Origin of the sequence: Nocardioides sp. GXQ0305 (assembly GCF_050880345.1) — a bacterium.
In the GTDB taxonomy this organism is placed as follows: Bacteria; Actinomycetota; Actinomycetes; order Propionibacteriales; family Nocardioidaceae; genus Nocardioides.
Genome location: NZ_JBNYXG010000004.1, coordinates 117860 through 136234, shown reverse-complemented (window position 1 = coordinate 136234; position 18375 = coordinate 117860). Strand labels below are relative to the sequence as shown.

The following is an 18375-nucleotide window of genomic DNA, read 5'->3' as shown; positions in this document are numbered from 1 at the left end:
GGGACCGCGAGGTCTCCTCCCCGGTGCTCATGCCGCACGCCTGCCGGCTCGGGCCGGTTCCTGGCTGCACAGGTGACGGCTCGGGCCGGGCACAGCCTGCACAACTGCCGGGTCGGCTTCGGTAGCGTCAGCCCGGTGACCTCACTCGTCGAGCTCCGCGTCCTGGAGGGGCCCAACCTCTACTTCCCGCGGGCGGCGATCAAGCTGACCCTCGACATCAGTGGGCTCTCCGAGGTGCCGACCGCGACGGCGGAGGGCCTGGCGCACCGGATCGGCCTGGCCACGGCGAGGCCGGGGGAGCCGGGGAGCGGGTTCCGGCAGCGGTTCGCGCTCCGGGCGGTGGCGCGGCTGTTCCGGGCGGTCGCCGCCGAGGGCGGTACGACGCGGCTCGCCGTCCGGGTCCGGCCCACGGCCGACCCCCACCGGATCGTCGTCGCCTACCCGTGGCGGCACCGGCAGCGTGCCCAGGAGATGGGGCGGGCGGTGGCCGAGCTGCTCGACGCCCTGCCGTCGACCGACGTCGACGAGCTGATGCACCGGGCGGCCACCCGGGTCAGGGAGGCCGAGCCCGGCGAGGCGCCGCGCACGCTCACCCCCCGGGTCCCCGTGGTCGCGGTGACCGGCACCAACGGCAAGACCACCACCAGCCGGCTGATCGCCCACGTGGCGCGCACCTGGGGCAAGGTCGTCGGCTGGTCGAGCACCGACGGGATCTACGTCGACGGCGAGCTGGTCGAGGCGGGTGACTACTCCGGGCCCAGCGGCGCCGGGCGGGTGCTCGCCCACGACGCCGTCGAGGTCGCAGTGACCGAGACCGCGCGGGGAGGGATCCTGCTCAAGGGCATCGGCGTGCTCCGCAACGACGTCTCGGTGGTCACCAACGTCTCCGCCGACCACCTGGGCCACCAGGGCATCGACACCGTCGACCAGCTCGCGGAGGTCAAGTCCGTGGTGCCGCGGATCACCCGCAAGGACGGGTGGGCGGTGCTCAACGCCGACGACCCACGGGTGCTGGGGATGCGCAGCGTGATCCGGGCGCGGCCCTGGGTGTTCTCCCGCGACCCCGACTCGCCCGCGCTGCGCGAGGTGGTCGCCGACGGCGGTCGGGCCACGACGGTGATCGACGGCTGGGTCTGCGTGTGGCAGCGGGGCAGCGACCCCGACCCGCTCGTCGAGCTGGCCGACGTCCCGATGACGCTGTCCGGGCTGTCCCGGTTCAACGTCGAGAACGCCCTCGCCGCCGCCTCGGCCACCCTGGCGCTCGGGATCCCGCGGGAGGTCGTCGTCGAGGGGCTGCGCACGTTCCGCCCCGACCCCGACCACAACCCCGGCCGGATGAACCTGTTCTCCGTGGGCGAGTGCACCGTGGTCGTCGACCTCGCCCACAACGAGGCCGGGCTCGAGGCCCTGCTCGAGGTGATGGACGGCGTACGGCGTCCCGGGTGCCGGATGCTGCTCGGGCTGGGCGCCGTGGGAGACCGCCAGGACGACCTGATCGAGCGGCTGGGCGAGATCGGCGCGATGGGCAGCGACGTGGTGGCGATCGGCCACAAGCAGCACTACCTGCGCGGCCGGACCGTCGAGGAGCTCGACGGGCTGCTGCGCACCGGCGCCTCGCGGGTGGGCGTCGACGACATCCGCAGCCACCCCACCGAGCTGGAGGCCCTCGCGGCGCTCGTGGACCAGGCCCAGCCCGGCGACGTCGTCGGGCTGATGTGCCACGCCGAGCGGGACGCGGTCTACGACTGGATCGCCGCCCGGGGCGGCACCCCCGACGACCCGGCCACCCTCGCGGCCAAGGTCCGTGCCGCGCGCTCCTGAGTCGCCGTCCCGGATCCTCGACCGGGCGGCCCCGCGCCACGTACGGCTCGCCGCCGGAGGAGTCGTCGGCGGTGCGCCCGTCACCTGGACCGGCGACGGGGACGGCCAGTTCCAGATCGGCTCGGTGACCAAGGTCTTCACCAGCCTGGTCCTGGCGACGTACGTCGTCGACGGGACGCTGCGCCTCGACCAGCGGGTGGGCGACCTGCTGCCCCGCCTGGCCGGACCGGTGCGCGAGACGACCCTCGAACAGCTGGCCACGCACACCTCGGGCCTGCCCCGGATCCCGCGGGAGCTCTGGCCGCGCGCTGCGGGGGCACCCCGATCCCTACGCCCACATCGACCAGGAGTGGCTGCTCCGGTCGCTGGCCAAGGTCCGTCCGACGCCGTCCCGGCGGCCCCGCTACTCCAACCTCGGCGTCGGCCTGCTGGGCGACGCCCTGGCGGCGTGCGCCGGCACGAGCTACGACGCGCTCGTCCGGGACCGGGTCACCGGCCCGCTGGGGATGTCCGCGACCGGCTGCGTCCCGCGGGAGGAGGTCCCGGGCCACCGCCGCGGCGGCCGGCCACTCGGCACCGTGTGGCACGTCGACGCGCTGGCGGGGGCCGGGGCGCTCTGGTCGACCGTCCGTGACCTGCAGGCCTTCGCGCTCGCCCAGCTGGACCCGCCGCCCGGACGGCTGGGCGACGCGGTCCGGCTGATCCAGGTGCCGCGGGTGCCGGGGCGGCGGATGGACCAGTGCCTGGGCTGGTTCCGGCTGCACGGCAGCGGCGGCGTGCTGTGGTGGCACAGCGGGGGCACCGCGGGATACCGCTCCTTCCTGGGGGTCGGCGCGTCCCCGCCGACGTCGGTCGTCGTGCTCAACGCGAGCAACCGGTCGGTGGCCGACCTCGGCATCAGGCTGCTCGGGGCGGTCGGGTCGCAGTAGTCTCGGTACATGGCCGTCCTGGCGGTGGCCGGGCAGCAGCTCTACCACGAGGAACACGGCACCGGGGACCCGATCCTGGGCATCCACGGCACCCCGAGTGCGGCCGTGTTCTGGGAGGACGCGGCGACGGAGCTGGCGCGTCTGGGGCGCGTCGTGATCTACGACCGGCGCGGCTTCCACCGCAGCGCCTGGGAGCAGCCACCGGAGACCGTCGACCTGGCCGACCAGCTCGACGACGCCGAGGCCCTCCTCACCCATCTCGAGGCGGCGCCCGCGATCGTGGTCGGTCGGAGCACCGGGGGCCAGATCGCGCTCGCCCTGGCGGTGCAGCGCCCGGAGCTGGTGACCGCGCTGGTGCTGCTCGAGCCGGCGGTGTACACGTTGCACCCCGACGCGCAGGCCTGGGCCGACGAGCTCCGGGGCGTGGTCCTGGCCGCGGCCGCGGACGACCCGTCGGTCGCCGCGAAGGCGGTCTTCGACGCGGCCCTCGGGAGCGAGCTGTGGGCCTCCCTGCCGGACGAGGCCCGCGAGGTCTTCACCAGCGGAGGTCCGGCGCTGCTCGCCGAGACCCGGGGCCGTGGCCTCGACCTCAGCGCCGACCCGTTCGCGCCGTCGGAGGAGCAGCTGGCCCGGGTGTCGCAGCCGACCCTGGTGCTGTCGGGCGAGGAGTCCTACCCCGCCGCCCGCGAGGTCGACGACCGGCTGGTGGCGCTGCTCCCGGACGCGCGCCACCACGTCGTGGCCGGCGGCCACCTGATCGACCCGGCGCACCCCGCAGTGCTGGAGTTCGTGGCGGCCGTGCTCCGCGGCGAGCGTGCCTGAGGCGCCCGCTGGGGTTCAGGTCTGCTCGGTCGGGGCGTAGTCGGGGTCGGCGGCGGGCGCGTCGGGCGAGGCTCCGGCGCCGGCGTACGCCTGGTTGGACCAGTTCTCCAGCTCGCTCATGACGGCGGCGTGCTGGTCGACGCAGACCACCACGAGGTCGCCCTTGTTGGCGCGGCTCATGGCGTGGCGGACGGCGTCGATCTCGCCGAGCACCACCTCGACCTGCTTGCAGCGCGCACCCGCGGTGATGGCGGACTGGACGCCGTCGCGGACCAGCTCGGCCACCTCGCCGCGCCCCCGGCCCCGCAGGGCCTCGTCCTCGCGGACGATGACGACGTCGAAGTGCTGGGCGGCGATCTCGCCCAGCTCGCGCATGTCCTCGTCGCGGCGGTCGCCGGCGGTCGCGATGATCCCGATGCGGGACGGCCGGGCCAGCTCGTGGGACGACGACAACGACTCGCCGACCCGGTCCACGAAGTCGCCGAGCATCCGCATGCCCGGTGCGTTGTGGCAGTAGTCGACGATGACGTTGACGCCGTTCACCTCGACCTCGTTGAGGCGACCGGGGGAGAGGTAGTAGTTCGTCGAGAAGCTGCGCAGCCCCTGGCGGATGTCGTGCAGCGGCGCACCGGCGGCGAACGCGGCGGCGGCCGCGGCCAGGGTGTTCTGGACGTTCATCCGCGCCCGGCCGTTGAACGTCGCGGGCAGCAGGTGGGTCCAGGCCAGCTGCATCTCGCGGCGGCCGTGCTTGACCACGATCATCTCGCCGCGGTCGGAGGGGTTGAGGACCAGCGCCTTGCCGCCGCGGCGGCAGTGGGCGTCGATCATGTCGCGGACCTCCGAGCCCGGCTCGTCCATCGAGAACCACACCACCTCGCCGCTGCACTTGCGACGCATCTCGCGGACCAGCGGGTCGTCGGCGTTGAGCACCGCGGCGCCGGTGCGGGGGACCGCCTCGACGACGACGGCCTTCACGTCGGCGAGCTGCTCGACGGTGTCGATGCCGCGCAGCCCGAGGTGGTCGGGCTGGACGTTGAGGACGACGGCCACGTCGTTGCGCTCGTAGCCGAGGCCCTCGCGCAGGATCCCGCCCCGCGCGACCTCGAACACCGCGAAGTCGACCCGGGGGTTCTGCAGCACCATCCGCGCCGAGCGTGGGCCGGACGCGTCGGCCCGGATCAGCAGCCGCTCGTCGATCACGACGCCGTCGGTGGAGGTCATGCCGACCTTGCGGCCCATGCCCTTGAAGACGTGGGAGATCATCCGGGAGGTCGTGGTCTTGCCGTTGGTGCCGGTGACGGCGACGATCGGGATCCGCGAGGTGGCGCCCGGCGGGAACAGCATGTCGACCACGGGCTTGGCGATGAACTGCGGCTCGCCGATCGTCGGGTGGGTGTGCATCCGGAAGCCCGGCGCCGCGTTGACCTCGCAGATCGCGCCGCCGGTCTCGCGCACCGGCTCGGTGATGTCGGGGCAGATGAAGTCGATGCCCGCGATGTCGAGCCCGACCATCTGGGCGGCCTCCTCGGCGATCTCGACGTTCTCGGGGTGGGCCTCGAAGGTGCGGTCGATGGAGATGCCGCCGGTGGACATGTTGCCCGTGAGGGCCAGCCTGACCATCTCGCCCTCGTCGGGCACCGAGGTCAGCGTGTGGCCCTGGCCGGCCAGCACCTCCTCGGCGGCGGCGTCGACCTTGATCCGGGTCAGCACCTTCTCGTGGCCGACGCCGCGGCGCGGGTCGGCGTTGGTGAGCTCGACGAGCTCCTCGACCGTCGAGGTGCCGTCGCCGACGACGTGGGCCGGGACCCGCTCGGCGATCGCGACCATGTGCCCGTCGATGATCAGGCACCGGTAGTCCTTCCCGGTGACGAAGGACTCCACGATCACCCAGCCGCGCCGCGACTGTTCCTCCGCGATCGGGAACGCCTCGCGTACGGCGGCCTCGTCCTGCAGGTCCAGGCACACGCCGCGCCCGTGGTTGCCGTCGAGCGGTTTCACCACCACCGGGTAGCCGATCCGGTCGGCGACGCGGACCGCCTGGTCGACGGTGCGCACCGAGTCCTGCCGCGGGACCGGCAGGCCCGCCGCGCCCAGGAGCCGGGTGGTGAGGTCCTTGTCGGAGGCGATGTCGACGGCGATCGAGGAGGTCTCGGAGGTCATCGTGGCCCGGATCCGGCGCGCGTGGACGCCCTGGCCGAGCTGCACCAGGGAGTGCTGGTTGAGGCGGATCCACGGGATGTCGCGCGACACCGCCTCGTCGACGATCGCTTGCGTCGACGGACCGAAGGCGGTCCGCTCCGCCCGCTTGATGAACGCCTCGAGCTCGGCCTCCCAGTCGAACTCGGGGTCGCCCTCGACGAGGTGGTTGACCAGCCGGACGGCCAGCCGGCCGGCCGCGAGCCCGACCTGCTCGTCGACGTACCCGTAGATCACGTTGTAGACGCCCGGGCGGTCCTTGACCATCCGGGTCTTGCCGCGACGGATGTCGTGGCCGACGACCTGCTGCAGCGCGAGCGCGCAGTGCTCGGCGACGTGCCCCAGCCAGGTGCCCTCCTGGAGCCGCTCCACGAACCCACCGCGTCGGCCCCGGGAGCAGGAGTGCTCGCGGAGCCCGGGCAGCATCTGCACCAGGTGGTCGGTGAAGTCGGGGAGCAGGTTGCTGGGGTACTGCTCGAGCACGCCCAGGTCGACGACGAGGTGGATCGCCTTCTCGTACGACCACACGTTGGCACCGCGGTAGACCCGCGTCTCGAGGATCGTGAGGTCGGGCGTCGGCCGTTCCGTCATTTTCGGGGTCCCTGTTCGAAGCGGAACGTAGTGAGCATTCGAATGGGGTGAATCATCGTGCGTCTCCGTCCTGTCTGGTCCCCGTCGTGTGCTCGGCCCGGGTGCGGCTGCGGGCCAGTCGGCGCCGCAGCGTGCCGGGGGACACGTCGCCCGCGGCGATGTCGCGGGCCACCTGCCGCATGTCGCGCTGCGCCTCGGCCAGCTCCGCGGCGTCCTCGGGGTCGACGGAGGGCTGCTGGTGGACCAGCGCCCGCTCCGTCAGGTCGAACGCCGACCCGGCCGGTAGGACGTGCAGCACCACGCCGCTGGCCAGCAAGGGGCTCGACCGCTGCGCCTCGTGGGCGTTGGTCACCATCCGTGCCGGGTCGAGGACGGTCACCGAGCCGCGGCCGATCACCCGCATCAGCTGGCGGTCGTCCTCGTCGGTCACCACCGCCGCGGTGTCCTCGTCGACGCCGATCCCGAGCAGCTGCGGCGACTGGCTGACGATCATCAGCAGCCGGCCGTAGCGGTTGCGCTGGTCGAAGTGCTGGTCGATGACCGCCGACTCCAGCAGCCCCAGGCCGGCGGCCACCTGGGTCATCCGCTGCTTGGGGGTGGCGCCGGGGCCGCCGAAGGCCACCATGTGGGAGGACTGGATGCTGGCGCCTGCGGAGGTCCCCGCCACGACGACGCCGTCGCGGTGGGCCTCGACGATCGCCTCGCCCAGCGGCGTACCGCAGATGACGGCCGACAGCTTGAGCTGGTTGCCGCCGGTCATGAAGATGCCGGTGGCCCCGTGGAGCGCGGCCACGAGGTCGGCGTCCCGCGCCTGCTCGCGGGACTCCGGCCGGACCGGCACCACCTCGGCGGCCCCGAGCTTGCGGAACACGGCGTCGTAGACCTCGACCACCTCGTCGCCGAGGGAGGAGGCCGTCGGGATCACCGCGATCCGCGCCCCGGACCCACCACTGGCGGCGACGAACTCCGTGAGGATCGTCTTGCCGCGCAGCTTGTCCTCGGCGCCACCGATGATCATGAGCGGTCCGGCTGGCATGACAGGGAGGCTAGCGGCTGCCACAGTGGGCGGGTGCAGCCCCGTCGCCTCCTCGTGATCCGCCACGCCAAGGCCGAGCAGGGCGGCGCCACCGACGCCGAACGGCGCCTCGCCGAGAAGGGCGCGCGGCACGCCGCCGAGGTGGGGGCCCGGCTCGCGGAGCACGACCTGCGCCCCGACCACGCCCTGGTGTCGTCCGCGGTGCGGGCGGTGGAGACCTGGGAGGCGCTGGCCGGAGGTGCCGGCTGGGAGCTCGAGCCCGAGGTGTCCCGGGCGCTCTACACGGCCGAGCCGGAGACCGCCCTCGACCTGGTCCGCGAGGTCGGCGACGCCGTGACCGTGGCGCTCGTGGGCCACAACCCGACCATGGGGTCGATGGCCCAGCTCCTCGACGACGGCGAGGGCGACGACGACGCCGGCGCCGAGCTCGCCACCCGCGGCTTCCCGACCGGTGCGGTCGCCGTCTTCGAGCACGACGGCGCCTGGGCCGACCTGGCGTGGGGCTCCGCCCGGCTGGTGGCCTTCCACACCTGAGCTGGGTGCAGGTTTCGAGGCGGCCGGTGGGCAGCCCTCGCTTCGCCGGGGTCTGCCCCGGCCCCTCAACCTCTTCGGCCCACGCCGCTGCCACTCGCAGGCTCGTGGCCGCGACTGGCCTCAGGTTTCGAGGCGGCCGGTGGGCAGCCCTCGCTTCGCCGGGGTCTGCCCCGGCCCCTCAACCTCTTCGGCCCACGCCGCTGCCACTCGCAGGCTCGTGGCCGCGACTGGCCTCAGACAGGAGGCGAGGGAGTGGTCACGCCGGCCTCGGCGTCGGCCGCCTCGATCTCCTCCCGGGAGATGCCGAGCAGGTACATGATCGCGTCGAGGTAGGGCACGTTGACGGCCGTGTCGGCGGCGTCGCGGACCACCTCCTTGGCGTTGTAGGCGATCCCGAGCCCGGCCTCCGCGAGCATGTCGAGGTCGTTGGCGCCGTCGCCGATGGCGATCACCGCGTCGAGGGGGACGCCGACCGCCTCGGCGAACCTCCGCAGCGCGGTCGCCTTGCCGGCGCGATCGACCACGTCGCCGACGATCCGCCCGGTCAGCCGGCCGTCGACGACCTCGAGCTCGTTGGCGTGGGAGTAGTGGATGCCGAGGTCGTCGGCCAGCCGGTCGGTGACCTGGGAGAAGCCACCCGACACCAGCGCGAACCGGTAGCCCAGCCGCCGCAGCACCCGCACCATCGTCCGCGCACCCGGCGCGAGCACCAGGTCGTCGTACACCCGGTCCAGCGCGGAGGCCTCGACCCCCTCGAGCAGCGCGACCCGGGAACGCAGTGACTCCTCGAAGTCGAGGTCGCCGGCCATCGCCAGCTCGGTGACCCGGGCGACCTCCTCGGCCTGCCCGGCGTGCTCGGCGAGCATCTCGATCACCTCGCCCTGGACCAGCGTGGAGTCGACGTCGAGCACGATCAGCCGCATCCCGCGCCGCATCAGGTTGGCGGGCTGGACGGCGACGTCGATGCCCTGGGCGGCGGCCTCGGCGGCCAGCAGGGCCCGCAGCTTGTCGGGGTCGGTCCCCGAGACGTGGAGGTCGATCGCGGTGACGGGGTAGCGCGCCATCCGCTCGATCCGGTCGATGTTGGCCCCGCTGTCGGCGATCCGGCCGGCCACCGCCGCCATCTGCGAGGCGTGCAGCGGGGTGCCGATCACCGTGACGTGGGACCGACCCTGCTTCCGGCCCAGGTTGTCGCCGACGCCGCGGTCGACGTCGACGCTCATGTCGAGCGCGTCGCCGGTCGCCTCGACGGCGGCCCGCAGCCTCTTCCAGTCCCGCGGCGCCGTCACCAGCACGCCCAGGATCAGCCGCTGCCGGAGCACGATCTGCTCGATGTCGATCACCTCGACACCGGCACCGCTCAGGGTGTCGAACACCGCCGAGGTCACGCCGGGTCGGTCCTTGCCGCTGAGCGTGATCAGCAGCGTGCTGGGAGCCCGGTCGTGCGCGGTGTCGTCCATCGCCGCCGAGGCTATCCGGATCGGACGGCGTTGTCGGCGGTCGCCCGTACGGTGGCGCATGACCCACGTCCACCACGCCAACGGCTACATCCTCCCCGGCGGGCGGCGCTTCCACTTCGCCGACCCGAACGGCAACGAGCTCGGGCTGTGGTCGAGCGCCTGACTCAGTCGGGCCACGCCTCGGGGGAGCAGGCAGCGACGAGCGCGCGACGGGCCGCGCGCTCCAGCGGGTCGAGGGCCGCGCGGCGCTGCGCGATCTCGGACGCCGACACCGCGCCGCCGTCGTCGACCAGCGCGACCTCCACGACCGCACCCGCCGCCATCGCGCGCCGGGCCAGGTCGGCGCACCGCGCCGGCACGCCGTCCGGGGCCGCCAGGGGCTCCGGGTGCGAGCCGGTCAGCAGGTCGGCCGCCTCGGGCCGCCAGCGCGCGACGTCCAGCGCCGCGAGGGCGCGCGCCGCCTCGATCGTCGTACGCCGCAGCGCCCGGTCGGCCTCCCCGACGTCCGGGAGCTGGCGCCGGTGCGCCGGCACCACCTGCCAGGTCACGACCTCGTCCCTGACCTCCGGGACCAGCGCCAGCCCGGCCTCGGCGCACACGGCGGCCTCGCCGGCCTCGATCGCGGCTGCCGTCAGCTCGGGCGGTCCACCGAGCCCCAGCGGGTCACCCTCCACGGGCAGCGCGAGCCCGCAACCGGTCGCGCCCGCGACCCGGAGCAGGCCCATCAGGTCGAGCAGCCGTTCGCCGTCCGTGCCCTGGTGCAGCCGGCCGTCGGCGGCCACGGCGTCGAGCACCAGGTCGGTCACGACGCAGCCGCGCAACCAGCTCGTGACCCACCAGGCGAGGGTGCCGGACGGCGGCAGCGCGGGCGGCGGAGCGGTCACGCCGCGCGACGATACGCCGCCTCCGGAGCGGCCGCGGCCGGTAGATAGGGTGACCGCCATGGTCGCTGTCCTCGAGTTCGCGGGCGTGACCGTCCGTCGCGGAGGCTCGACCCTGATCGACGCCGTCGACTGGACCGTGACCGACGACCAGCGCTGGGTCGTGCTCGGGCCGAACGGCGCCGGGAAGACCACCCTGCTGCAGGTCGCGTCCGCGCAGATGCACCCGACCGCCGGGGTGGCCGGCATCCTCGACGAGGTGCTCGGCACCGTCGACGTGTTCGACCTCCGGCCGCGGATCGGCCTCACCAGCGCCTCGCTGGCCGAGCGGATCCCCCGCGACGAGCCGGTCCGCGACGTGGTGGTCTCGGCCTCCTACGGAGTCATCGGCCGCTGGCGCGAGGCCTACGACGAGCTCGACCACGACCGGGCCCACGCCCTGCTGGTCGAGGTGGGGGTCGCCCACCTGGCCGATCGCACCTTCGGCACCCTCAGCGAGGGGGAGCGCAAGCGCGTGCAGGTCGCCCGTGCCCTGATGACCGACCCCGAGCTGCTACTGCTCGACGAGCCGGCGGCCGGGCTCGACCTCGGCGGCCGCGAGGACCTCGTCAACACCCTCTCGGTGCTGGCCACCGACGCCGGATCGCCCGCCACCGTGCTGGTCTCCCACCACGTCGAGGAGATCCCTCCCGGGTTCACCCACGCCCTGCTGCTGCGCGAGGGCCGGGTGGTCGCCGGTGGTCCGGTCGCCGACGTCGTCACCGAGGAGCACCTCAGCGAGACCTTCGGGATGCCGCTGGTCCTGCAGCGTGAGGACGGCCGGTTCAGCGCCCGGCGTCGTACGCCGCACCGTGCCACGAATCGCGCGTGAGGCGACCGGCGCCCGGATAGGGTGGCGGCATGGACTGGATCCGCGAGCACCTCACGGAGACGTGGCTCGCGATCGCCGTGATGCTGGGGGTCGCGGAGATGTTCTCCCTCGACCTGGTCCTCGCCATGCTCGCTGCCGGAGCCCTCGCCGGCGTGGCCACCTCGCTCGTCACCGACCTGGTGGCGGTGCAGGCGGCGGTGGCCCTGGTGGTCGCGGTCGGCATGCTCGCCGTGGTCCGTCCGGGTCTCGCGCGCCGGCTCCACAAGGGGCCGGAGCTGCGGCTCGGCCACGGGAAGCTGGTCGGCACCCAGGGGACGGTGACCGAGACCGTCAGCACCCTGACCCCCGGCCGGGTCCGCCTCCAGGGCGAGATCTGGACCGCCCAGCCCTTCGACGAGACCCTCTCGATCGAGGCCGGTGAGACCGTCGAGGTCTTCGAGATCCGCGGCGCCACCGCCTTCGTCCACCCCGTGCCCCGCCTGGAAACCTAGGAAGACCGGAGGAACCGTTGACTGCCCTGATCGTTCTCGGGCTGCTCGCCCTGTTCGCTGTCGTGATGCTCGCGAAGACCATCAAGATCATCCCGCAGGCGCGGGCAGGCATCGTGGAGAGGTTCGGCAAGTACCAGCAGACCCTCGACGCAGGGTTGAAGGTGATCGTCCCGTTCATCGACCGGGTGCGCTACCTGATCGACCTCCGCGAGCAGGTGGTGAGCTTCCCGCCGCAGCCGGTGATCACGGAGGACAACCTGACCGTGTCCATCGACACCGTCATCTACTTCCAGGTGACCGACCCGGTGTCGGCGACCTACGAGATCGCCAACTACATCCAGGCCGTCGAGCAGCTCACCATGACCACGCTCCGCAACATCGTCGGCGGCATGGACCTCGAGCAGACCCTGACCAGCCGCGAGGAGATCAACACCGGCCTGCGCGGCGTCCTCGACGAGGCCACCGGGAAGTGGGGCATCCGGGTCAACCGCGTCGAGATCAAGGGCATCGACCCGCCGCCGTCGATCAAGGACGCGATGGAGAAGCAGATGCGCGCCGACCGCGACAAGCGGGCGCTCATCCTCACCGCCGAGGGCCAGCGGCAGTCCGCCATCCTCACCGCGGAGGGCAACAAGCAGTCCGCGATCCTGAACGCCGAGGGCGACCGTGAGTCCCAGATCCTCAGCGCCCAGGCCGACCGTGAGTCCGCGATCCTGCGGGCCCAGGGTGAGGGCCAGGCCATCCAGACCGTCTTCCAGGCGATCCACGACGGGCAGCCCGACCAGAAGCTGCTGGCCTACCAGTACCTCCAGATGATGCCCAAGATCGCCGAGGGCGACGCCAACAAGGTCTGGGTGATCCCCTCGGAGATCACCAAGGCGCTGGAGGGCCTGAGCTCGTCGATCCACGAGGTCGCCGGGATCCCGCAGAACGCCACGCCCCGCAAGCGGGTCGACATGGGCTCCTCCGAGCCGCAGCTGGGCCCCACCGCGGACGACCGCGAGCTCAGCAACGCGAACGAGGCGGTCCAGGAGGCCATCGCAGCCGCCGAGAGCGCGGCGAACCCGGGCCGCGAGCGTAGCCAGCCGACCGTCGACCCGCACGACGAGGAGTCGTCCGAGGGCCCGGCGTCGCCGGGGGCACCTCCCACCGCGTGAGCTGGCCGGAGGCGGTCGCGATCCTCCTGGCCGGGGTCGGGGCCGGCACCATCAACACCGTCGTCGGGTCCGGCACACTGATCACCTTCCCGACGCTGCTCGCATTCGGCGTCCCGCCGGTGACGGCCAACGTCTCCAACACGGTCGGGCTGGTGCCCGGATCGGTGTCCGGCGCGATCGGCTACCGCGCCGAGCTCGCGGGCCAGCGCGCACGGCTGCTCCGGCTCGGTTCGGCCTCGCTGCTGGGCGGTACGGCGGGGGCGGTGCTGCTGCTCGTGCTGCCCTCGGCCGCCTTCGACACGATCGTGCCGGTCCTGATCGGTCTCGGCGTGCTGCTCGTGGTCACCGGCCCGGTCATCTCGCGGCGGGTGGCGGTGCGCGCCGAGCGCCGCGGCGAGGCCCCCGCCGAGCACGGCTCGTGGTGGGTGTGGCCGGCCGTCGCGGCGGCAGGCATCTACGGCGGCTACTTCGGGGCCGCCCAGGGGGTGCTGCTGATGGCCATCCTCGGCATCGGGATCGCCGACGGGATCCAGCGGCACAACGCCACCAAGAACGTGCTCGCCGGCCTGGTCAACGCCGTCGCCGCCGCGATCTTCATCCTGGTCGCCCAGGTCGACTGGGTGGTGGCGGGCCTGATCGCAGGCGGCTCCATCGTCGGCGGTCAGCTCGGCGCCACGGTGGGGCGGCGGCTGCCCCCGACGGTGCTGAGGGCCGTCATCGTGGTGGTCGGGGTGACCGCGCTCGTGGTGTTCCTGACCGACTGACCGGCAGGCGGGTCCCGCGACTGTGGGATAGTGCGCGCGATGGGCGAGGGCGTGGGGTCGGACGGCGGGACTGCGGGACGGACGCGGTTCCGGAGCGCGCCCCTGCGCATGCAGGCGTACGTCGCCCTCACCCTCGTGGCCGCCTGCGTGCTCCCCTTCTTCGCTCCTGGCGGGCCGGGTGAGCGTCGGGCGGCCTGGCTGACCGCCTCGGTGCTGGTCGCGATCTCGGTGCTGAACGTCGAGATCGCCCGCCGGCTCTACGGCGGGCTCGCCCACTCCCAGCAGCCCCACAAGGCGCTGTCGGCGTGGGCGTTCTCGTGCGCCGTGCTGCTGCCGGCCCCGTGGCTGCTGGTCGTGGTCCCGTTCACCTACGCCCATGCCCGCTGGCGGGGGCTCCGGGTGCCGCTGTGGAAGTGGGTCGGCTCGGCGGGCTTCCTGGTCATCGCCGGCGTCGCCGCCGGCAGCGTGGCCCACCTGGTCGTCGGAGACCAGACCAACTGGATGATCGGCGACGGCGGCGTCGGGCTGCTCGGGCTGACCCTGGCGGCCCTCGCGTTCCTCGCCGTCGAGTCCGTCCTGTTCGCCGGGTGCGTGCTGCTCAACGACCCGACCGACGAGGAGTGGCTGCGGCGCACGCTCACCGACCCGTCGTTCTACCGCACCGAGCTCGCCGTGCTGTTCGTGGCCTGCCTGTTCGCCGGGGTGTGGACCGGCGGGCCGTGGTTCGTGCTGCTGCTGGTCCCGATCTACGCCCTGGCGCAGCGGGCGGCGCTGCTGCAGCCGCTGCGGGAGCGGGCGGCGGCCGCGGCCCGGCTCGCGGAGCAGAACGAGCAGCTCGAGCAGGCCAACCGGTTCAAGGTCGACCTGGTGGGGATGCTCGGCCACGAGGTCGGCAACCCGCTCACCTCGATCGTCGGGTACAGCCAGGTGGGCCGCGAGGCGCTGTCCGACGGTGACGTCTCGCTGGCGCTGCGCTGTTTCGAGGTGGTGGAGCGCAACGCCCGCCAGATCGAGCGGGTGTGCGCCGACATCCTCGCCCTGGCCCAGAGCGACCGCGGCGCCCTGACCGCGCGACCGCAGTCGAGCCTGCTGCGGCCTCAGCTGGTCGCGGCGGCGTCCGGGCTGCCGCCGGGACGACAGCCGGAGGTGGAGTGCGCCGACGACCTGCGCGCCCTGGTGCAGCCCGACCACCTCGACCAGGTCGTCTCGAACCTGCTCAGCAACGCGGACAAGTACGGCGGCGGCGCGGTCCGCCTGGTCGCGGAGCCCGTGGGCCAGGACCGGGTGGCCGTCTCGGTCGTCGACGAGGGGGCGGGGGTCCCACCCGAGTTCCGGGACCAGCTCTTCCAGCGGTTCAGCCGTGACCCGGGGGCGGCCCAGCGGGCCGCCGGCACCGGGCTGGGGCTCTACATCACCCGGGCGCTCGCCCGCGCCAACGCCGGCGACGTCACCCACCGCGACCACGACCCGACGGGATCGGTGTTCACTCTGACGGTGCCCCGGAGCGACGGCGTCGACCTGGTGCCCCACGTCCGGGTCTCGCGCCCGGAGTGACCGACCCGGTCAGGTGACCCCAGCCCGGTCCCACAGCCTGCGCAGCGACCTCGCCACGGACGACGCCTCGGCCCGGTGTGGCGGGTCGAAGTGGTGCCGGTCGGGGAACACCTCGAGCCGGAAGTCCGGGAACACCCGGCCGAGGCGCTCGGCCTCCTCCTCGAACTGGTCGGGGTTGCTCCTTCCGCCCAGGGCGAAGTAGACGGGTCGGTCGAAGCGGCGCAGCGCCTCACGGTCGAGGTCGAAGGTCCGGAAGGCCTCGACCAGCGCCCGGATCCCGGCCGGACGCCGGGCCATCCACGGCGGGGGCGGTCCGGGCGGCGGTGGAGGCGGGGACACCCCGGGCCGCAGCTGGATCCTCTGGAACGCCGGCATCGCCTCCTCCGGCGGGAGGGCGGAGAGTCGTGCGTACTCCGGCCACAACGCCCGGTGGGCGGGGCTGGCGTCGTCCCAGTTGCCCGCCCAGGCCGGCTCCAGCAGGGCGAGGCTGGCCAGCCGGTCGCCGTGGGCGGCCGCGCAGGCCAGGGCGACCGAGGCGCCCCCGGAGTAGCCGACGAGGTGGAACCGGTCCCAGCCCCGCGCATCGGTGGTCGCCCGCACCTCCTCGACCTCGAGGTCCAGCGAGTAGTCGGTGGGCGGCGAGTCGGAGGCGTAGACAGCGAGGTCCTCGGCCACGGCGTCGACGTCGTCGCCGAGCTCGGCGAGCAGCTCCGCGTACGCCGCGGCGGCCGGCATCACGATGCCCGGCAGCAGGAGGACTCGGTGGGCCACGAGGGCTCAGTCCCCTCCGGCCGGCCCGTCGACGTACGCCGTCCGCCAGCGCTCGATCTCGTCGTAGGCCCGGTCGCGGGCGGGCTGCCGCGAGAGCACGACGTCGTGCAGGGCGCCGGGGATCGCGGCGTAGGTCACGTGGCGTCCGAGGGCGGGGGCCCAGCGCCGGATCTGCTCGACGTCGAGCACGATGTCGTGGGTGTGGACGTCGTCGGTCATCTCGCGGGGCCAGGTGGTGCGGTCGGAGGAGAGGACCAGCGCGGGGCAGGGCAGGTGGAGCCCGCGGTGCAGCCGGGCGTGTCCACGGCGGATCGCCAGCAACCACCCGGCGCGGACGGCGAAGGAGTCGATCGGCTTGAGGGTGAGGTCGAAGTCCCACTCGCCGTCGTGGTCCCGGTGCAGGCTACGGGTGTAGAAGCCCTCGATGCGGCGCGCGATCTGCTGGTGCGGCCGGCGACGCCCCACCTGGTCGAGGAGCAGGCCCGCGGCGTGGCTGCGCATCCACGCCTTGCCCTGCAGGTCGAACCACGGCGAGTTCAGCACCAGCCCGCGCAGCTCGGCGGGCTGGCGCATGTCGGCCCACAGCGAGGTCACCAGCCCGCCGGTCGAGTGCGCGGCGACCACGACGTGGTCGTGGCCGTCGCGCGTGGTGATCCGGTGCCAGGCGGCGTCGAGGTCGGCGTCGTACTCGTGCAGGTCGGCGACGTAGGTCGCGGTCTGGTGCGGCAGCGTGGAGCGGCCGTACTTCCGCAGGTCGATCGCGTAGAAGTCGTAGCCCCGGTCCAGCCACCACTGCGCGAACGAGGTCTGGAAGAAGTAGTCGGCGAAGCCGTGGACGTAGAGCACCGCCCGGGTGGTGGCGACCTCGGCCCGTCGGCTGACCAGCGTCGCCACGACCCGGCCCTCGTCGTCGGGCGGGAACTGGATCGTCTCGGCGGTCCACGGCTCGCCCAGGACGTCGGTCGTCACGGTGGCGGTCATGGGGTGATTGTCGCAGGACGGTCGGCGGCGTACGCCGCGGCGGCACGCACCAGACCGGCCAGCAGGCCGACGTCGTCGACGGTCTCGGGGTGCCACTGCACCCCGACCCGGAACCGGTCGCCGTCCAGCTCGAAGGCCTCGAGCGTGCCGTCGTCGGCCGTGGCGGCCGGCACCAGGCCGGGGTGGGTGCGCACCGACTGGTGGTGGTGGCAGCTGACCGTGAGCCGGTCGCCGAGGAGCGACGCGACCCGGGTGCCGGGGACGGTCCGCACCTCGACGGGCCCGTAGACGTCGCCCCCCGGGCTGTGCCCGTCGTGGCCGACCAGGTCGGGCGTGTGCTGGTCGAGGGTGCCGCCGGCGTGCACGGCCATCACCTGCATCCCGCGGCACACCCCCAGCACGGGCAGACCCACCACCTCGGCGGCGTCGAGCAGGGCCAGCTCCCACGCGTCGCGGTCGGCACGCCACTCGGCGGTGCGGGGATGTACCGGCTCGCCGTAGCGACCCGGGTCGACGTCGGCCCCGCCGCTGATCACCAGGCCGTCCAGCCGGGCGACCAGCACGTCGGCGGAGCCCGGCTGCGCCACGGGCGGCAGCAGCACCGGTACGCCGCCGGTCGACTCGACCGCCGCGGCGTACTGGCTCGGCAGCACGTCGGCCCGCTGTTGCCAGACCCCCCACGCCGCCTGCTCGCGGTAGGTGGTGAGCCCGATCAGTGGCGCTGCCACGGTCAGAGCGGCGTCACGTAGGCGCTGGAGATGCCGCCGTCGACGAGGAACGTGCTGGCGGTGACGAAGCTCGACTCGTCGGAGGCGAGGAACAGCACCGCGTTGGCCATCTCGGCGGGCTCGGCGAACCGCCCCATCGGGACGTGCACCAGGCGCCGGGCGGCGCGTTCCGGGTCCTTGGCGAAGAGCTCCTGCAGCAGCGGGGTGTTCACCGGGCCGGGGCACAGGGCGTTCACCCTGATCCCCTCGCGCGCGAACTGCACGCCCAGCTCGCGCGACATCGACAGCACGCCGCCCTTGGACGCGGAGTACGAGATCTGCGACGTCGCCGCTCCCATCACCGCAACGAACGACGCGGTGTTGATGATCGAGCCGGAGCGCTGCTCGAGCATGTGGGGGAGGGCGGCCTTGCAGCTGAGGTAGACGCTGGTGAGGTTGACCTCCTGCACCCGCCGCCAGGCGTCGAGGTCGGTGTCGAGGATCGAGTCGTCCTCCGGGGGAGCGATGCCGGCGTTGTTGAACGCGACGTCGACCGAGCCGTAGGTGTCGCGCGCGACCCGGAAGAGCTCGTCCACCGCGGCCTTCTCGGTGACGTCGACGCGCTGGTAGGTCAACAGGTCGGTGCCGCCCAGCTGGCCGACGAGGGCGTGGCCACGCTCGTCGTCGATGTCACCGACGACCACCCGGGCGCCCTCCTCGACGAAGCGGCGGACCGTCGCCAGACCGATCCCCGAGCAACCTCCGGTCACGACGGCGACCTTGCCGTCGAGGCGTCCGGTCATGGGCTT

General features: G+C 73.5%; 18 protein-coding genes and 1 pseudogene. 11 read left to right on the top strand and 8 right to left on the bottom strand.

Translation table 11 applies throughout. The features are described from left to right. Positions 1-135: 135 nt before the first annotated feature. The 4 genes and pseudogenes from ACQ1X7_RS12195 to ACQ1X7_RS12180 all read left to right on the top strand — a co-directional run bounded on the left by ACQ1X7_RS12195 (position 136) and on the right by ACQ1X7_RS12180 (position 3572). Positions 136-1821 (top strand): Mur ligase family protein, encoded by a 1686-nt coding sequence (locus ACQ1X7_RS12195; RefSeq protein WP_432478471.1) that lies wholly within the window; start codon positions 136-138, stop codon positions 1819-1821. Further along, a pseudogene (locus ACQ1X7_RS12190) lies at positions 1805-2122 on the top strand (serine hydrolase); the annotation flags it as partial. The gene ACQ1X7_RS12195 and the pseudogene ACQ1X7_RS12190, both read left to right, overlap by 17 nt. 7 nt (positions 2123-2129) lie before the next feature. Next, on the top strand, positions 2130-2750 hold the full coding sequence (locus ACQ1X7_RS12185; RefSeq protein ID WP_432478760.1) for a serine hydrolase domain-containing protein: 621 nt from the start codon (positions 2130-2132) through the stop codon (positions 2748-2750). 9 nt (positions 2751-2759) lie between these two features. Next, the gene (locus tag ACQ1X7_RS12180) at positions 2760-3572 is read left to right on the top strand and encodes an alpha/beta fold hydrolase (protein ID WP_432478470.1); all 813 of its coding nucleotides are present in this window, start codon (positions 2760-2762) and stop codon (positions 3570-3572) included. 15 nt (positions 3573-3587) lie between these two features. On the opposite strand, the gene cphA is transcribed toward ACQ1X7_RS12180, so the two are convergent. Further along, positions 3588-6359, bottom strand: coding sequence for a cyanophycin synthetase (gene cphA, locus ACQ1X7_RS12175; protein WP_432478469.1), 2772 nt, complete (start codon positions 6357-6359; stop codon positions 3588-3590). 52 nt (positions 6360-6411) lie between these two features. Next, positions 6412-7395: a cyanophycinase gene (locus tag ACQ1X7_RS12170; protein WP_432478468.1), complete on the bottom strand. Its 984-nt coding sequence runs from the start codon at positions 7393-7395 to the stop codon at positions 6412-6414. Between the two features lie 33 nt (positions 7396-7428). Between ACQ1X7_RS12170 and ACQ1X7_RS12165 the strand changes: the two genes are divergently transcribed. Then, a complete protein-coding gene (locus tag ACQ1X7_RS12165) occupies positions 7429-7929 on the top strand; it encodes a SixA phosphatase family protein (protein ID WP_432478467.1) in 501 nt (166 codons plus the stop codon). Between the two features lie 233 nt (positions 7930-8162). On the opposite strand, the gene serB is transcribed toward ACQ1X7_RS12165, so the two are convergent. After that, positions 8163-9389, bottom strand: coding sequence for a phosphoserine phosphatase SerB (gene serB / locus ACQ1X7_RS12160; protein WP_432478466.1), 1227 nt, complete (start codon positions 9387-9389; stop codon positions 8163-8165). A 58-nt stretch (positions 9390-9447) separates the two neighbouring features. Between serB and ACQ1X7_RS12155 the strand changes: the two genes are divergently transcribed. Next, positions 9448-9552 (top strand): VOC family protein, encoded by a 105-nt coding sequence (locus ACQ1X7_RS12155; protein ID WP_432478465.1) that lies wholly within the window; start codon positions 9448-9450, stop codon positions 9550-9552. Between the two features lies 1 nt (position 9553). Here ACQ1X7_RS12155 and ACQ1X7_RS12150 read toward each other — a convergent pair whose 3' ends face one another. After that, positions 9554-10273, bottom strand: a complete 720-nt coding sequence (locus tag ACQ1X7_RS12150) for a hypothetical protein (protein WP_432478464.1) — start codon at positions 10271-10273, stop codon at positions 9554-9556. 58 nt (positions 10274-10331) lie between these two features. Here ACQ1X7_RS12150 and ACQ1X7_RS12145 point away from each other — a divergent pair, with 58 nt between their 5' ends. From ACQ1X7_RS12145 to ACQ1X7_RS12125, 5 genes are all read left to right on the top strand, one after another. Further along, complete coding sequence (locus ACQ1X7_RS12145) at positions 10332-11141, top strand: ABC transporter ATP-binding protein (protein WP_432478463.1); 810 nt, start codon at positions 10332-10334, stop codon at positions 11139-11141. 29 nt (positions 11142-11170) lie between these two features. Then, positions 11171-11632 carry an NfeD family protein gene (locus ACQ1X7_RS12140; RefSeq protein WP_432478462.1) on the top strand — a complete coding sequence of 154 codons (462 nt, stop codon included), beginning with the start codon at positions 11171-11173 and terminating at the stop codon, positions 11630-11632. A 65-nt stretch (positions 11633-11697) separates the two neighbouring features. Further along, entirely contained in the window at positions 11698-12789 is a 1092-nt protein-coding gene (locus ACQ1X7_RS12135; RefSeq protein ID WP_432478759.1) for an SPFH domain-containing protein, read from the top strand. Further along, positions 12786-13553 carry a sulfite exporter TauE/SafE family protein gene (locus tag ACQ1X7_RS12130; protein WP_432478461.1) on the top strand — a complete coding sequence of 256 codons (768 nt, stop codon included), beginning with the start codon at positions 12786-12788 and terminating at the stop codon, positions 13551-13553. The genes ACQ1X7_RS12135 and ACQ1X7_RS12130 overlap by 4 nt, the downstream gene beginning before the upstream one ends. A gap of 39 nt (positions 13554-13592) precedes the next feature. Continuing rightward, a complete protein-coding gene (locus ACQ1X7_RS12125; protein WP_432478460.1) occupies positions 13593-15107 on the top strand; it encodes a sensor histidine kinase in 1515 nt (504 codons plus the stop codon). Between the two features lie 9 nt (positions 15108-15116). Here ACQ1X7_RS12125 and ACQ1X7_RS12120 read toward each other — a convergent pair whose 3' ends face one another. The 4 genes from ACQ1X7_RS12120 to ACQ1X7_RS12105 are packed head-to-tail and all read right to left on the bottom strand — an operon-like array spanning position 15117 to position 18369. Next, positions 15117-15878, bottom strand: a complete 762-nt coding sequence (locus ACQ1X7_RS12120; RefSeq protein ID WP_432478459.1) for an alpha/beta fold hydrolase — start codon at positions 15876-15878, stop codon at positions 15117-15119. A gap of 6 nt (positions 15879-15884) precedes the next feature. Next, the gene (locus tag ACQ1X7_RS12115) at positions 15885-16859 is read right to left on the bottom strand and encodes an alpha/beta hydrolase (RefSeq protein WP_432478458.1); all 975 of its coding nucleotides are present in this window, start codon (positions 16857-16859) and stop codon (positions 15885-15887) included. Further along, a complete protein-coding gene (locus tag ACQ1X7_RS12110; protein WP_432478457.1) occupies positions 16856-17587 on the bottom strand; it encodes a gamma-glutamyl-gamma-aminobutyrate hydrolase family protein in 732 nt (243 codons plus the stop codon). Before ACQ1X7_RS12110 ends, ACQ1X7_RS12115 begins: the two co-directional genes overlap by 4 nt. Positions 17588-17589: 2 nt before the next feature. Next, entirely contained in the window at positions 17590-18369 is a 780-nt protein-coding gene (locus ACQ1X7_RS12105) for a 3-oxoacyl-ACP reductase (protein WP_432478456.1), read from the bottom strand. Between the last annotated feature and the right edge of the window lie 6 nt (positions 18370-18375).